Origin of the sequence: Aeromonas sp. ASNIH5 (assembly GCF_002902865.1) — a bacterium.
GTDB lineage: Bacteria > Pseudomonadota > Gammaproteobacteria > Enterobacterales > Aeromonadaceae > Aeromonas > Aeromonas caviae.
The window spans coordinates 1,180,040-1,195,230 of sequence record NZ_CP026122.1 but is presented as its reverse complement, the minus strand read 5'-3'; the positions used below and the strand labels follow the sequence as shown (position 1 = coordinate 1,195,230).

The window sequence follows — 15,191 nt, the reverse complement described above, 5'->3', positions numbered from 1 at the left end:
GCCGGGAGTACATCATGGTAGTCACAACTGAAAAACGCGAAGCCGTCGAGGCGTTCGCCCAGCAAGTGGAAGTGGTGGAAGGACGCTCCCTGTGGAAGGATGCCCGTCGCCGTTTCCTGCGCAACAAGGCGGCCCTGACCAGCCTCATCATCCTGACCATCATAGGTCTGGCGGTGATAGTGGGGCCGCACCTGTCCCAATATACCTTCGACGATCCGGACTGGGGCGCCATGCAGGCCGCCCCCGACATGGAGACGGGGCACTACTTCGGCACCGACAGCCTGGGGCGCGATCTGTTCGTGCGCACCCTGCTCGGCGGGCGCATCTCGCTCATGGTCGGCATCATGGGGGCCCTGGTGGCCGTCATCATCGGCACCCTGTATGGCGCCGCCTCCGGCTTCATCGGCGGCCGGGTCGACAGCCTGATGATGCGGGTTCTCGAGATCCTCAACGCCTTCCCCTTCATGTTTTTCGTGATCATGCTGGTGACCTTCTTCGGTCGCAACCTGGCCCTCATCTTCCTCGCCATCGGCGCGGTGAGCTGGCTCGACATGGCGCGGATAGTGCGAGGCCAGACCCTGAGCCTCAAGAGCAAGGAGTTCATCGAGGCGGCCCACGTCTGCGGCGTCTCCAAGTGGAAGATCATCACCCGTCACATAGTGCCGAACGTGCTCGGCATAGTGGCGGTCTACGCCACCCTGCTGGTGCCGGGCATGATCATGTTCGAATCCTTCCTGAGCTTCCTGGGCCTCGGGGTGCAAGAGCCCATGACCAGCTGGGGTGCCCTGCTGGATGAAGGCTCCAAGTCGATGGAAGTGGCCATCTGGCAACTCCTGTTCCCCGCCGGTTTCATGGTGGTGACCCTGTTCTGCTTCAACTTCCTCGGGGATGGTCTGCGTGATGCCCTGGATCCAAAGGATCGCTGATACCAAGGGACAGGCAAGACGCCAAGGGGCCATAAGACCCGTTCAGAGAGCGCACTGCGCTCGCGGGATGGGCAGGCCGGCATCACGACAGCGCGATAAGGAGTGCTGATATGAAGTTACTGGATGTGAAAGATCTGCGGGTCGAGTTCAAGACCCCGGACGGCAATGTGGTCGCCGTCAACGACCTCAACTTTTCTCTTTCTGCCGGCGAAACCCTGGGGATCGTCGGGGAATCAGGCTCAGGCAAGTCCCAGACTGCCTTTGCCATCATGGGGCTGCTCGCCAAGAACGGTGTCATCACCGGCTCGGCCAAGTTTCAGGGGGACGAGATCCTGAATCTGCCGGAGCACAAGCTCAACAAGATCCGCTCCGAGAAGATCGCCATGATTTTCCAGGACCCCATGACCTCGCTCAACCCCTACATGAAGGTCAAGGATCAGCTGATGGAAGTGCTGATGCTGCACAAGGGGATGACCAAGGCTGCTGCCTTCGAGGAGTCGGTGCGCATGCTGGACGCGGTGAAGATCCCCGAGTCGCGCAAGCGGATGAACATGTACCCCCACGAGTTCTCCGGCGGCATGCGCCAGCGGGTGATGATCGCCATGGCGCTCCTGTGCCGGCCGCAGCTGCTCATCGCTGACGAGCCGACCACGGCGCTGGACGTGACGGTACAGGCCCAGATCATGACCCTGATGAACGAGCTCAAGCGCGAGTTCAACACCGCCATCATCATGATCACCCACGATCTTGGCGTCGTGGCCGGCATCTGCGACAAGGTGCTGGTGATGTATGCAGGCCGGACCATGGAGTACGGCCGGGTCAACGATATCTTCTATCGCCCGAGCCACCCCTATACCGAAGGCTTGCTGCGCGCCATTCCCCGCCTCGACACCGAAGGGGAAGAGCTGCCCACCATTCCGGGCAATCCGCCCAACCTGCTGCGTTTGCCCACCGGCTGCCCCTTCCAGGAGCGTTGCCACCGGGTGAGCGAGATTTGTGGCCAGCAATCGCCGATCCTGACACCGTTCAACGACGGCCGGGAGCGGGCGTGCCACTGGGTATCGGATGCCATGATCAAGGGAGTGAACTAAATGGGTACTGACAAGAAACTGCTGCTGGAAGTGTCCGACCTCAAGGTTCACTTCCATATCAAGAGTGACAAGGCCTGGCCCTGGGCCAAGCCCTCCGCCCTGAAGGCGGTGGACGGGGTGACCCTGCGCCTCTACGAAGGGGAGACCCTGGGCGTAGTGGGGGAGTCCGGCTGTGGCAAGTCCACCTTCGCCCGGGCCCTGATCGGCCTGGTGCCGGCCACCGACGGCAAGGTGGTGTGGCTGGGGCAGGACTTGACCAAGCTCGAGCAGGGGGCGCTGCGGGAGAAGCGCAAGGAGATCCAGATGATCTTCCAGGACCCGCTGGCCTCCTTGAACCCGCGCATGACCATCGGGGACATCATCGCCGAGCCCCTGGTCACCTTCTATCCCAATCTCTCCCGGGAAGAGGTGAAGGAGAAGGTGCGCGCCATGATGACCAAGGTGGGCCTGCTGCCCAACCTGGTGAACCGTTACCCCCATGAGTTCTCCGGCGGCCAGTGCCAGCGCATCGGCATCGCCCGGGCGCTCATCCTCGAGCCCAAGATGATCATCTGTGACGAGCCGGTCTCGGCGCTGGATGTCTCCATCCAGGCTCAGGTGGTGAACCTGCTCAAATCCCTGCAAAAGGAGATGGGGCTCTCCCTCATCTTCATCGCCCACGACCTCTCCGTGGTCAAACACATCTCCGATCGGGTGCTGGTGATGTACCTGGGCAACGCGGTGGAGCTGGGGACCGGCAAGGAGATCTTCGCCAATCCCCTGCACCCCTATACCAAGGCGCTGATGTCGGCGGTCCCCATCCCGGATCCGGATCTGGAGCGCAGCAAGGTCATCCAGATCCTGGAAGGGGACTTGCCATCCCCCATGAATCCGCCCTCCGGTTGCGTGTTCCGTACCCGCTGCCCGGTGGCAGGTCCGGAGTGCGCCAAGACCCGGCCCCAGCTCGAGGGCAACTTCGACCACGCGGTTTCCTGTCTCAAGGTGGATCCGCTCTGAGAACCTGTTAACGATCTTGCTGCGAGGCCGTGATCAAGGCTCATGCGCTGCTCGCTTGTTTGTAACAAAGAGTGCTCATGTATTCATATACATTCCGGTTCCTGCGCTGCTCTTTACCTTGTTGACGACCTCTCGCGACAGCTCGTAAACAGGTTCTAAGGAGAACCGTATCGAGAAGGGCGCGTGCTGGCGCCCTTTTTATTGCATGGGGGATGAGATGCCTCTTGGCGCCAGCGGTTGTCGCTGCTACTATCCGCCGCACAAGGGGAGTAACTTCTCGCCGGTTTGTCGTCATTACGGTGCACCCATATCCTGCAGTGCACCCGGCAGCCGGGCAGTCGATGTCAATCGGCTGTAAGTGAGACCTTGCCGAGAGGCAAGGTGTATCTGCTCCAAACGCGAACCCACTGCCTCCCGGCCGTGGGTTTTGTCGTTTTGGGAGAAGTGAAAATGGGTGAATGGTGGATGTGGACCGGTTTCTTCAGCATAGTGCTGGTCCTGTTGTGGATTGATATCCGCTTTGTCGGTGGCGGCAAGGCGCACAAGGTGTCGCTGAAAGAGGCGGGCATCTGGTCTCTCATCTGGGTCAGCGTGGCGCTCCTGTTCAACCTGGCCATCTGGCTCTGGCTGGATCACAGTGCCGGGCGCGAGATCGCGAACCAGAAGGGGCTGGAGTTTCTCACCGGCTACCTCATCGAAAAGGCACTGGCGGTGGACAACGTCTTCGTCTGGCTGATGCTGTTCGGCTACTTTGCCATTCCGGCGGAGCTGCAGCGCCGGGTCCTGCTCTACGGGGTGCTGGGGGCCATCGTGATGCGCGCCGGCATGGTGTTCGCGGGCAGCTGGCTCATCGAGCAGTTCCACTGGATCCTCTACCTGTTCGGGGCCTTCCTGCTGCTGACCGGTGCCAAGATGCTGTGGGCGGCCGACAAGGAGCCGGATCTCGAGAACAATGCCCTGCTCGGCTGGATGCGTCGTCGCTTCAAGGTGACCGAGACGCTGGAGGGAGAGAAGTTCTTCGTCTGGCGTGACGGTGTGCGCTACGCGACCCCGCTGCTGCTCATCCTGGTGCTGGTGGAGGTGAGCGACCTCATCTTCGCGGTGGACAGTATCCCGGCCATCTTCGCGGTGACCACGGATCCCTTCATCGTGCTCACCTCCAACATCTTCGCCATCATGGGGCTGCGCGCCATGTACTTCCTGCTGGCCGGGGTGGCCGATCGCTTCGCCCTGCTCAAATACGGCCTGGCGCTGATCCTGATGTTCATCGGGGTCAAGATGTTGCTGCTCGATATCTTCAAGATACCGACCGGCATCGCCCTTGGCGTGGTGGCGCTGATCCTGCTGGCCTCCATGGGGCTGAGTCTGCTGATGACCCGCAAAAAGGCGGCGTGAACGGTGCAATAAAAAGGGCTCCCTCGGGAGCCCTTTTTCATGTCAGCAATTTGCTTAGTGCTTGATCTTCTTGGGGTTGGTGTAGCCCCAGACGGTGTACATGTCCGCCAAGAGGGCACCGTTGTACTCCTCCAGATCGGATTGTTTCACTTCGGCATCACCCTGGCGTCCGAACAGGACCACCTCGTCACCGGGTTTGATCCCCTTGATGTCGGTGACGTCCACCATGGTGGTGTTCATGGAAGTCTTGCCCACGACGGGGGCCTTCTGGCCATGGATCAGCACATAGGCCTTGTTGCTCATGGCGCGGCGGTAGCCGTCGGAGTAGCCCATCGGCAGGTTGGCCAGCAGGGAGTCGCGCTTGAGGGTGAAGGTGCGGTCATAGCCGACGGTGTTGCCCGCCGGGTAGTGGTTGACGGAGGCGACCTGGGTCTTGAACGCCATCACCTTCTTGTACTCGGTGTAGGAGGGAATGGTGTCGCCATAGATGATGCCGCCCGGGCGCACCATGTCAAAATAGGCTTCCGGCACTTCCAGGGTTGCGAAGGAGTTGGCGGCGTGGATGGTGAGCTTGCTGCGATCCAGCTTGCCGGCGTCGATGAGCCACTGGTAGTCCAGCTTGAACTGGGCCAGCCCCAGCTTGACGTCCTCTTTCTCCTCCACCGGGAAGTGGGTCATGATGCCGACCGGGGTGATCCCCTTGAGCTTGAGCATGGCCAGGGCATCGGCCTTGGCATCGTCCTGGCGCAGATCGATGCCGTTGCGGCTCATGCCGGCGGAGTTCAGGCCGATGTGCACCGGGATGTTGGTGTGATGGCGCTGGGCGATGTCGGCGATCCCCTTGGCGCTCTCCAGGCTGCCGATGAGCTCTTCCAGCTTGTAGGGCAGGGCCTGCTCCACTTCATCCGGGGTGGCGGCACGCACCCGCATCAGGCGACCTTCGAAGCCCTTCTCGCGGGCAACACGTGCTTCTTCGTTGCTGGCGATGCCGATGCAGGGGATGCCTGCCTTGACCACGGAAGGGACCAGCAGGTCGATGCCGTGACCGTAGGCGTCCGCCTTCATGATGGCGCAGATCTGCGGGCCCTTGTCACCGAGGCGATTCTTCAGGGTCTGGATGTTGTGCTCGAAGGCACCGAGATCCACTTCCAGCCAGGCGTTGGCGGCGGTCTGTTCCTGACCGTTGCGGTGGTCGTCGGCGAGCGGCAGATAGGGGGCGGCGACCGCCTGGCCGGCCAGCAGGCCAAAAATCAGGGTCGCGAGCAGTGTTTTCTTGTGCATGGGGCAAGTCCTTTCTTATTGTCTTGAGTTGAGGCTGGGCTCATCGCTGAGGCGAGCTGCGGCATGGCTGGTCATAGCATGTTGCTATGCTAATGATATATTTCACTTTTTATCCAGATGCCGACTCTGGGAGTGTATCTCAACGGCGTCAATCGTGGCACGTGTTGCAGGAAGAAAATATGAAGCTGACGTTGCGGATTCCACCGTTGCTGCTGTTCGTCGTCATCGTGCTCGCCATGTGGCTGGGGCGGGGCGAGGGGAGGGCAGCGCCCCTGTGGCTGGTGCTGGTCGCCACGCTGTGGCTGGCGGGAGCCCTGCTGGGAGGCGGTGCGCTTCTGCATTTCTGGCAGCAGCGCACCACCGTGCACCCCCAGCGGCTGGAGAGCAGCCGGGTGCTGGTGACCCGGGGCGTCTATCGCATCAGCCGCAATCCCATGTACCTGGGGCTGCTCTGCTGGACCCTGGCGCTGGCGTGCTATCTGGGAGGCATGGCAGTGTGGCTCGGGCCGCTGCTGCTCTGGGGCTGGCTTACCCGCTTCCAGATCCTGGCGGAGGAGCAGGCGCTGCGGCGACAATTCGGCGATGCCTATGATGACTATTGCCGACAGGTCAGGCGCTGGTGCTGAGGCGCGGTGTGCCCCATCAGGCATATGACAACGGCCCGCAGAGGCGGGCCGTTGTCATGGGGGTAAGGGGGGATCACGCCTTGGCGGTGTCCACCTCGCCGAGGGGGGCGGTCTCCCCCAGGCTGTCTTCGCTCTTGGCTACCACGCTCGCGGCGATGGCGTTGCCCAGCACGTTGGTGGCGGAGCGCCCCATGTCGAGGAAGTGGTCGATACCGAGCAGCAGCAGGATGCCCGCTTCCGGGATGTGGAACTGGTTGAGGGTGGCGGCAATCACCACCAGGGAGGCGCGGGGCACCCCGGCCATTCCCTTGGAAGTAACCATCAGCAGCAGCAGCATGGTGATCTGCTGGGCCGTGGAGAGCTCGATGCCGTAGGCCTGGGCGATGAACATCACCGCGAAGGTGCAGTACATCATGGAGCCGTCCAGGTTGAAGGAATAGCCCATGGGGAGCACGAAGCTGGCGATGCGCTTGTCACAGCCAAATTTCTCCAGCCTGTCCAGGGTCTTGGGGTAGGCCGCCTCGGAGCTGGCGGTGGAGAAGGCCAGCAGGATGGGCTCGCGGATGAGGGCGAGCAGGGTCAGGATGCGGCGGCGGATGAAGAGGCTGCCCATGGCGATGAGCAGCAGCCAGAGGCAGCCGAGCGCCAGATAGAACTGGGCCATGAAGGTGCCATAGGTGGCGAGGATGCCGAGCCCCTCCTTGGCGACCATGGCGGCGATGGCGCCAAACACCGCGAACGGGGCGAAGTTCATCACGTAGCCGGTCACCTTGAGCATGATCTCGGCGCCGCTGGCCATCAGCTTGACCACGGGCTTGGCGTCGTCCCCCAGGGCGGCGGCGGCCAGCCCGAAGAAGAGGGAGAAGACCACGATCTGCAGGATCTCGTTGGTGGCCATCGCCTCGACCACGCTTTTCGGGATGGCGTGGGTCACGAAATCCTTGAGGGAGATGGCGGTGGCAACCACGCCTGAGCTGGTGCCGTCATCGGGCAGGGAGAGGGAGAGCCCCACCCCAGGTTGCATCAGGTGGACCATGACCAGCCCCAGGGTCAGGGACATCAGGGAGGCGAGCATGAACCAGCCCAGGGTCTTGACGCCGATGCGGCCCACGGTGCGGGTGTCGCCCATCTTGGCGATGCCGACCACGAGCGTGGTGAACACCAGGGGGGCGATGATCATCTTGATGAGGCGCAGGAAGATGTCGGTCAGCAGGGTGATGTCATCGGCAAAGCCTGCGGCCTGTGCGGGCGCGAGCAGGCGATAACCCTGCCCGGTCACGATGCCAAGCAACATCGCAATGAGGATGGCAACGGTCAACTTGTTCATTTTCATGGGGGAGTTCCGGTTTCGATAGGTGCAATGCCTGTGCAGGCGGCGAGGGGCCGCCTCAGTCCTTTTTTGTGATCCGGGCGGTGGAATCCAGACAGCCGGTGTGCTGGAGAATGCCTAATCGCGAAGGGGAAATCCAGTGACTTGTTTCGGAGTTTTGTGCTGTTATTAGCTGCATTTGATATGCATCTTGTGATTTATTTGTATTAATCGCTGTTTATTTTAATTTTTGCGAGATAAACGGCTTCCATGCTCTGCGCGTCCCGGGGGTTGGCCTCCAGGGTGAAGACGAGCAGGGCCGAGGTGCGATGTTCCACCTGCATGTCGTCCATGAAGGTGTCTGGCTCGTACTCGTCGAACCCGAATTGGGGGCGGGTCGGGGTGACCCTGACGGCATCCCGCGACAGGGTCAGCGTCTCGACCTGAATCCAGGGGTATCCCTTTGCCAGTGCCACCTCACCGGCCCGCTTGAGCACGTATTTGCGCGCCGTTTCCCTGTCCACCAGATCGTTGCCCACAAACTCCAGTTGCCAGCGGGCCGGGCCAAGCTGGGTCTGTGAAAAACCGGTCTGGCCATTCCAGAACGATTTTTCACTGTCATAGGCGGTGGCGCAGCCCGCGAGCTGGCCGACCAGCAGGGCGCTGAGGGCAAGGGTGCAGAAAGTACGAAGGGAAGGCAACATGATGCGGGCCGCTTGGCAAAGGGGGTTTTACTACAGCACAAAGGGATCGGAGAGACAATCGCGGCGGAAGACCATAAAAGAAAAGGCCTTGTCGTCTGACAAGGCCTTTCTCGGGGAATTTGGTCGGTGTGAGAGGATTCGAACCTCCGACCCTCTACACCCCATGCAGATGCGCTACCTGGCTGCGCTACACACCGACGGAGTCAGCTCGGCTGACGGGGAGGGAGTTTATGGAGATGCCCCGACCCTGTCAACAGGGGAAATCCAGGTTCGAGATCGTTTGCCTGCTTTGCGAGCAACTTTGGATCAAAGTGCGACCAGTGGTGCATTTTGTCGGCACTTCACCGCTGTCTTGCAGGAAAAACGGCCACCCGGAGGTGGCCGTTTGGCGTGATGCTCTCAAGCCGAGATCAGCGGTTGAAGGTGAGACGCTTGCCCAATACCTTGTCGGTGACTTGGCCGTTCTGCCAGGCAATCTGGCCGTTCACCAGGGTCATCTCGATGGTGCTCTGGAAGCGGTAGCCGTTGAACGGGGACCAGCCGCACAGGTAGAGCAGGTTGCTGTCGGTGACCACGTAGGGCTTGCCGAGATCCAGCAGCACCAGGTCGGCGAAGTAGCCTTCCCGGATGTAGCCGCGATCCTGCACCTGGAAGCGCTCGGCCACCGCGTGGGAGGTCTTCTTGACGATGGTTTCCAGGCTGAAGACCCCGTTGTGGTAGAGCTCCAGCAGCGCCTGCAGGGAGTGCTGCACCAGGGGCACGCCGGACGGCGCCTTGAAGTAGCTGTTCTGCTTCTCTTCCCAGGTGTGGGGGGCGTGGTCGGTGGCGATGATGTCGAGTACGTCGTTGCGTACCGCATCCAGCAGGGCGTGCTGGTCGGCAGCGCTCTTCACCGCCGGGTTGCACTTGATCTGGCTGCCCAGGGTGTCGTAGTCCGCCTCGTTGAAGAAGAGGTGGTGGACGCACACTTCGGCGGTGATGTTCTTGTCCTTGAGATCCTTCAGATCCGGGGTGGCGGTAAAGAGCGAGAGCTCTTTCGCCGTGGTCAGGTGCAACACGTGCAGCTTGGCGCCGTACTGCTTGGCCAGGGAGACCGCCATGCTGGAGGATTTGTAGCAGGCGTCCGCGCTGCGGATGCGGCCGTGCTCGCGCATGGGCACGTCTTCGCCCCACTTGGCGCGAGCTTCGTCTTCCAGCACCTTGATGGACGGGGTGTCCTCGCAGTGGGTGACGATCATCACCGGGCTCTCGCGGAAGATGGCTGCCAGGGTCTCCTGGTTGTCCACCAGCATGTTGCCGGTGGAGGCCCCCATGAAGATCTTGATGCCGCAGGACTGCTTGGGATCGAGTTTCTTGATCTCTTCCAGGTTGTCGTTGGTGGCACCCAGGTAGAAGCTGTAGTTGGCGGCGGCGGAGTTGGCGGCGATCTGGTATTTGGCTTCGAGGGCGTCGATGGTGGTGGTCTGGGGATTGACGTTGGGCATTTCCATGAAGCTGGTGGTGCCACCGGCCACGGCGGCCCGGGATTCACTGGCGATGGTTCCCTTGTGGGTCAGGCCGGGCTCCCGGAAGTGGACCTGGTCATCGATCATCCCGGGGATGAGATGACGGCCCGTTGCATCGATCACCACGGCATCGGGGGCACTGATGTCCGGGGCGACGCGGGCGATCCGCTCACCCTCGATCAGGACGTCGGAGGCATAGATGCGGCCTTCGTTGACCAGGGTGGCATTCTTGATAAGCAATTTGTTCATGGGGGGTTCCAGTTCCTTTGCCGATAATCCGGGGTCATAATATCGCAAACTGCACTTTCTCTGTAGCAAGGCCTGAGTAATGAAGTTATTTGTTAGAGATTTGACTGTGATCGATTCCAGCTATTTATGCGAGCGCCGCGGCATGGTGGGCGAGAGCTGGCTGGTGGACATCGAGATGAGTGGCGAGCTCAACGAGATGAGCATGTTGCTGGACTTCGGTCGGGTGAAGAAGCTCATCAAGTCGATCATCGATGAAGAGGTGGATCACAAGCTGCTGGTGCCGACGGAATGTCCCCTGGTCCATGTCCACGCGCTGGAGAACGACGAGAGCACCGTGGATCTGCTGCGTCCGGGTCGCGCCATCCACCTGCGCTGCCCGGCCCAGGGGTTTGCCTTCATTCCCGCCCCCCAGGTGGATAAAGAGTCGGTGACCCGCTATCTGCTGGGGGTACTGGCCAAGCGTCTGCCCGGCAACATCAAGGATCTCTCCCTGACGTTGCGCCAGGAGCGCATCGAGGGCGCCTTCTACCACTACAGCCACGGCCTCAAGAAGCACGACGGCAACTGCCAGCGCATCGCCCACGGCCACCGCTCTCCCGTCGAGATCCTGGTGGACGGGGAGCGTGACGAGGAGCTGGAGTTCAACTGGGCCGAGCGCTGGGCCGACATCTACCTGGGCACCGAAGAGGACAGAGTGGCTCTTGGCGAACTCGCCCTGAGCGAGCGGGCCGAGGCGTCACTGAAAGAAGGGGACGCGCACTACATCGGCTTCAAGTACGTGGCGCCCCAGGGGCTGTTCCAGCTCGCCATGCCGGCGGCGGAGGTGGAGATGATCGACACCGACACCACCATCGAGCTGCTGGCCCACTACATCGCCCGCGAGGTGAAGAAGCAGGTAGGGGACAAGTTCGTCAAGATTGTCGCCTATGAAGGGGTCGGCAAGGGCGCCATCGCCTACGCTTGATCCCGCGCCGCATGCCAGTAAAAAGCAAGGCCCCGCCAATGCGGGGCCTTGTCGTATCGGGTCGTGGCCATCAGGCACTGAGGCGGAAGCGCTGGACCAGCCCCTCCTGCTGCTCGGCAAGGGAGTCGAGCTGCTGGCTGGTCTCGGCGACCCGCTCTATGCCCTGATAGTTGAGATCCGAGATGTCGGAGATGCGGTTGAGGTTGGTGGCGATGTCGGCGCTGGTGGCCTGCTGCTGCTCGGCGGCGGAGGCTATCTGGCTGGACATGTCGCTGATGAGCACCACGATGCCCTGCACCTCTTCCATGGCGTTGTTGGCCTGGGAGCTCTGATCCACGCAGCTGTCCATCTCGCGGGAGCACTCCTGCATCACGTTGACTGCCCTGGCGACGCCTTGCTGCAGGTTCTCGATCATGGTCTGGATTTCGCTGGTGGACTGGGCGGTGCGACCGGCCAGGTTGCGCACCTCGTCGGCCACCACCGCAAACCCGCGTCCCTGCTCGCCGGCACGGGCCGCCTCGATGGCGGCGTTGAGGGCCAGCAGGTTGGTCTGCTCGGCGATGCCGCGGATGACGTCGAGGATGTTGCCAATCTGGCCGCTCATGGCGCTCACGTCGCCAATCACCTTGCCGGTTTGCTGCAGCTTGCCCGCGAGCTGGTGGGTGGTGGTGATGTTGCCTGCCATCACCTTGCGCCCCATCTCGGAGGCCTTCTCCACATCCTGCACCCGCTCCAGGGTCTGGTTGGCGGCCTGGGCCACCTCCCGCACCGAGGCCTCCATCTGGGTCATGGCGGCGGCGACCGAGGCGGTCTCCTGACGCTGTTTTTCCAGATCCGCCCGGACCGATTCGGTGGTGTGGCGGTTGTCGTGGGCGGCGCTGTTGAGCTGGGTCGAAGCCTGGGAGAGCTGCTTGAGCACATCCCCCATCTGGTGGATCAGCAGGTTGATCTGGCTGGCGAGCTGGCCGAATTCGTTCTGGCTCTTGAAGCCGACGCGCTGGGTCATGTCGCCCTGGGTCACCTCGGTCAGCACCCGCAGCAGCTCTTTCAGGGGGCGGCGGATGGCCTTGCCCAGGGTGAAGGCCACCAGGATGGCGACGAAGATGGCGATGGCGATGCTGATCCCCTGGGTCAGGGTACTCTGGGTCTGCACCCGATCGGAGGCCTGGATGCTGGCGTTCATCAGCTGCTGGCTCTGGGCGGTGATCCCTTCCAGCTTGTTCTGGATGCTGAGGATGAGCTGGCTCGCCTGCTTGCTCTGCTCGCGCATGGCCTGCTGCTGCTTCATCAGGGCCAGGTATTGGGAGAGCACGCCGTCATTGCCCGTGGTGTCGCGCACGAAGCCATGGACGTAGTGGCCCATGTTGTTGTCGAAGTCCTTGAGCTCCCCCTGGAGATCCTTGATGGTGCTGTTGAAGCCCTCGATCTGCATCTTGTTGCGCTTGAGCGCCGCCTCGATGGGGGCGGGGATGCTCTGGTTGAGGGCATCCATGGTGGAGAGCTCGATGGCGGAGAGCTTGGTGGTCAGGGTCTCGGAGAGCATCTTGATGAAGCTGTCGTCGATGGTGACCATCATGTCCCCCAGGTTCTTCTTGAACTGGGGCAGGCTGACCTGGAACTGGCCCTTGGCCTGATTGACCTTGTGCAGCCGGGTGAGCAGGGCCTCGTGTTCGCCGGGCAGGGTCTGGGTCAGTTGCAGGTAGTCATCCACCAGCTTGACGAGGGCAGTCATGTCCGCCTGCAACTGGGGATGAACCGCCACCTGCTGTTTGAGGCTGGCGACCATCTTGTCGACCTGGCCCTTGGCCTGTTGCAACTCGGCCACTTCCGCCGGCAGTTGCTTGAGATCCTGCTCGGTCAGCACGTCGGTGAGCCATTTGTTGGCGCTGAGCAGGCTTATCTGGGTCTGGCTGCTGGCGAGTACCAGCGGCATGGACTCCTGGGTCACCTGATCCAGGGCGCCGCTGAGTTCGCTCTGGCCGCGAAAGGTCAGTACCGCACTGGCGACCATGACGGCGACCAGGATGGCAAAGCCCAGATAGACTCTCTGTAGGATCGAGAGGTCTGACATTGTTTGTTTCATTATTGTCCCGCTGTCTGTGCAAAAGTCCCTTGCCTGAGTACCCCGTCCCTTTGATACCCTGCATGCCCCGAAGGGGATGCCGTTGTGGTTCGCGGGACGTCTCCTCGCTATCGGTATTCTTCACAATAACTGAAGCGATTGGGACAACGGCTGTGCCAAATGTCGGCTTGTGTCACACTTGGCGCGTTGCGGCGGCCTGTTTGGGAGCCGCTTGAGCTTTGTATTGAATTTTCTTTTTCCTATAAAGGAGTTACCCATGGCGCAAGAAACCATTTTCAGCAAAATCATCCGCAAGGAGATCCCCGCCGACATCCTTTATCAAGACGATCTGGTGACCGCGTTTCGCGACATCCAGCCCAAGGCCAAGACCCATATCCTGATTATTCCCAACGTGCTCATCCCCACCGTCAATGACGTGGAGCCGGATCACGAGCTGGCGCTGGGCCGGATGTTCACCGTGGCCCGCAAGCTCGCCAGCGACGCGGGCATCGCCGAGGACGGCTACCGCCTCATCATGAACTGCAACCGCCACGGCGGGCAGGAGGTCTATCACATCCACCTGCACCTGGTCGGTGGCGAGCCTCTGGGACCCCTGCTGAGCCTGTGATGCGCCTCGTCACGTCGACCGGCCTGCTGTTGGCCGGTCTGCTGCTGGGGGGCTGTGCCTCCCAGTGGAAAGACATGTTCGTCTCCTACTCGGATCAGATGGTGCCCTTGCGCAACCAGCTGCTGCTGGGCCATGCCGCCGAGGCCCTGCCCGAGGTGCGCGAATCGACCCCGGGGGACGACACCTTCGTGCTCGACCAGCTGGAGAAGGGGCGCATCGCCTGGCTGGCGGGTCAGGACGGCCCCAGCAAGCAGGCCTTTGCCGCCGCCGACAGCCGGCTTGCGTGGGAAGACAATCAGGCCGAGTACCGCCTGAGCCAGGGACTGGCCCAGGCGGGCAGCCTGCTCACCAACGATCAGACCCTGGCTTACCAGGCGCCCGATTACGAGCGCACCATGCTGCACCACTATCTGGCGCTCAACTACTTGCAGCGCGGAGATGCCGACGGCGCCCTGGTAGAGGTGCGCCGTGCCAATCAGGTGCAGGAGCAGGCCCTTAAACGGCGGGCCGACGAGGTGCGCAAGGCCGCGCAGGAGGGGGAGCAGGAGGACGAAGCCGGGGAGATGCGCCAGCTGATGTCGCGCGGCGCCCCCGAGCTCGATCGCCTGATAGGCCAGGTGAAAAACGGTTTCCAGAACGCCTACACCTTCTATTTCTCCGGCGTGCTCTACGAGGCGGCCGGGGATCTCAACGACGCCTGGGTCGATTACCAGCGCGGCTACCAGATAGCGCCGGACAACCAGAGCCTGCAGGATGCCCTGCTGCGCCTGGCCCGGCTTCGCGGCTCTCCCGAGGAGCTCAAGGAGACCGAGCAACGGATGGGCCGCAAGGCGCCGCCCTTGGCCAAGGATCAGGGCCAGCTGGTGGTGCTGTTTGAAGATGGCCTCATCCCGGCGCGCCGTGAGCTCTTCCTGCCGCTGCCCATCTCCACCTCCAGCGGCGATTTTCGTACCTTTACCGTGGCGGTGCCCTATTACGACAATCGGGCCAGCGACGGCTCCCCGCTCACCCTGTCGGTGGGCAAGGGGGTGGCGCAGACCAGCGAGCTGGTGAGGCTGGAGGCGCTGGCGGCCAAGGATCTGCAGGAGCGGCTGCCTGGCATGCTGACCCGGCAGGCCCTGCGGCTGGTGGCCAAGGAGCAGGTGCGGCGCACCGCCGCCAAGGAGGGGGGGGATGTGGGCAACATCCTGGTGGGGATCTTCAACACCCTCTCGGAGCGGGCGGATACCCGCAGCTGGCTGACGCTGCCCGCCAAGGCCTCGAGCTGGCAGGGGATGGTCCCGGCCGGGAACGTCACCCTGACCCTGGGGGCGGGCAGCGCCATGCGCACCCTGCCACTCAGCGTCCACGCCGGGCGCACCACCCTGGTGTGGGTACAGCGCCTGGGGAGCGGTCTCACGACCCGGGTGATGCCCCTCTAGGGGGAACCGGATATGGCAACTCAGATGAATGACC

General features: G+C 62.3%; 13 protein-coding genes and 1 tRNA gene. 8 read left to right on the top strand and 6 right to left on the bottom strand.

Annotated elements, in window-relative coordinates:
- Positions 1-14 precede the first annotated feature (14 nt).
- The 4 genes from oppC to C2U30_RS05230 all read left to right on the top strand — a co-directional run bounded on the left by oppC (position 15) and on the right by C2U30_RS05230 (position 4,408).
- Positions 15-926 (top strand): oligopeptide ABC transporter permease OppC, encoded by a 912-nt coding sequence (gene oppC, locus C2U30_RS05245; protein ID WP_103243336.1) that lies wholly within the window; start codon positions 15-17, stop codon positions 924-926.
- A 110-nt stretch (positions 927-1,036) separates the two neighbouring features.
- On the top strand, positions 1,037-2,017 hold the full coding sequence (locus tag C2U30_RS05240) for an ABC transporter ATP-binding protein (RefSeq protein WP_039038983.1): 981 nt from the start codon (positions 1,037-1,039) through the stop codon (positions 2,015-2,017).
- Positions 2,018-3,013: a murein tripeptide/oligopeptide ABC transporter ATP binding protein OppF gene (gene oppF, locus C2U30_RS05235; protein ID WP_103243335.1), complete on the top strand. Its 996-nt coding sequence runs from the start codon at positions 2,018-2,020 to the stop codon at positions 3,011-3,013.
- A gap of 450 nt (positions 3,014-3,463) precedes the next feature.
- Positions 3,464-4,408 carry a TerC family protein gene (locus C2U30_RS05230; protein ID WP_029314355.1) on the top strand — a complete coding sequence of 315 codons (945 nt, stop codon included), beginning with the start codon at positions 3,464-3,466 and terminating at the stop codon, positions 4,406-4,408.
- Positions 4,409-4,462: 54 nt separating this feature from the next.
- Here the strand turns inward: C2U30_RS05230 and alr are convergent, their stop codons facing one another.
- Positions 4,463-5,689, bottom strand: coding sequence for an alanine racemase (gene alr / locus C2U30_RS05225; RefSeq protein ID WP_103243334.1), 1,227 nt, complete (start codon positions 5,687-5,689; stop codon positions 4,463-4,465).
- A gap of 179 nt (positions 5,690-5,868) precedes the next feature.
- Here alr and C2U30_RS05220 point away from each other — a divergent pair, with 179 nt between their 5' ends.
- Positions 5,869-6,315, top strand: a complete 447-nt coding sequence (locus C2U30_RS05220; RefSeq protein WP_010674336.1) for a methyltransferase family protein — start codon at positions 5,869-5,871, stop codon at positions 6,313-6,315.
- A gap of 73 nt (positions 6,316-6,388) precedes the next feature.
- Here C2U30_RS05220 and C2U30_RS05215 read toward each other — a convergent pair whose 3' ends face one another.
- From C2U30_RS05215 to C2U30_RS05200, 4 genes are all read right to left on the bottom strand, one after another.
- Positions 6,389-7,648: a dicarboxylate/amino acid:cation symporter gene (locus C2U30_RS05215; protein ID WP_045525467.1), complete on the bottom strand. Its 1,260-nt coding sequence runs from the start codon at positions 7,646-7,648 to the stop codon at positions 6,389-6,391.
- Between the two features lie 203 nt (positions 7,649-7,851).
- Entirely contained in the window at positions 7,852-8,328 is a 477-nt protein-coding gene (locus C2U30_RS05210) for a CC0125/CC1285 family lipoprotein (RefSeq protein WP_233462593.1), read from the bottom strand.
- Between the two features lie 120 nt (positions 8,329-8,448).
- A tRNA-Pro gene (locus C2U30_RS05205) sits at positions 8,449-8,525 on the bottom strand.
- A gap of 213 nt (positions 8,526-8,738) precedes the next feature.
- Entirely contained in the window at positions 8,739-10,082 is a 1,344-nt protein-coding gene (locus C2U30_RS05200; RefSeq protein WP_039038976.1) for a dihydroorotase, read from the bottom strand.
- 79 nt (positions 10,083-10,161) lie between these two features.
- Between C2U30_RS05200 and C2U30_RS05195 the strand changes: the two genes are divergently transcribed.
- Positions 10,162-11,046 carry a 6-carboxytetrahydropterin synthase gene (locus C2U30_RS05195; RefSeq protein ID WP_042883132.1) on the top strand — a complete coding sequence of 295 codons (885 nt, stop codon included), beginning with the start codon at positions 10,162-10,164 and terminating at the stop codon, positions 11,044-11,046.
- A gap of 70 nt (positions 11,047-11,116) precedes the next feature.
- On the opposite strand, the gene C2U30_RS05190 is transcribed toward C2U30_RS05195, so the two are convergent.
- Positions 11,117-13,129 carry a methyl-accepting chemotaxis protein gene (locus tag C2U30_RS05190; RefSeq protein WP_041215416.1) on the bottom strand — a complete coding sequence of 671 codons (2,013 nt, stop codon included), beginning with the start codon at positions 13,127-13,129 and terminating at the stop codon, positions 11,117-11,119.
- A gap of 256 nt (positions 13,130-13,385) precedes the next feature.
- Here C2U30_RS05190 and hinT point away from each other — a divergent pair, with 256 nt between their 5' ends.
- Together hinT and C2U30_RS05180 are read left to right on the top strand one after the other, a co-directional pair.
- The gene (gene hinT / locus C2U30_RS05185; protein WP_010674343.1) at positions 13,386-13,736 is read left to right on the top strand and encodes a purine nucleoside phosphoramidase; all 351 of its coding nucleotides are present in this window, start codon (positions 13,386-13,388) and stop codon (positions 13,734-13,736) included.
- Positions 13,736-15,157: a COG3014 family protein gene (locus C2U30_RS05180; RefSeq protein WP_199767347.1), complete on the top strand. Its 1,422-nt coding sequence runs from the start codon at positions 13,736-13,738 to the stop codon at positions 15,155-15,157. The genes hinT and C2U30_RS05180 overlap by 1 nt, the downstream gene beginning before the upstream one ends.
- The last annotated feature ends 34 nt before the right edge of the window (positions 15,158-15,191 follow it).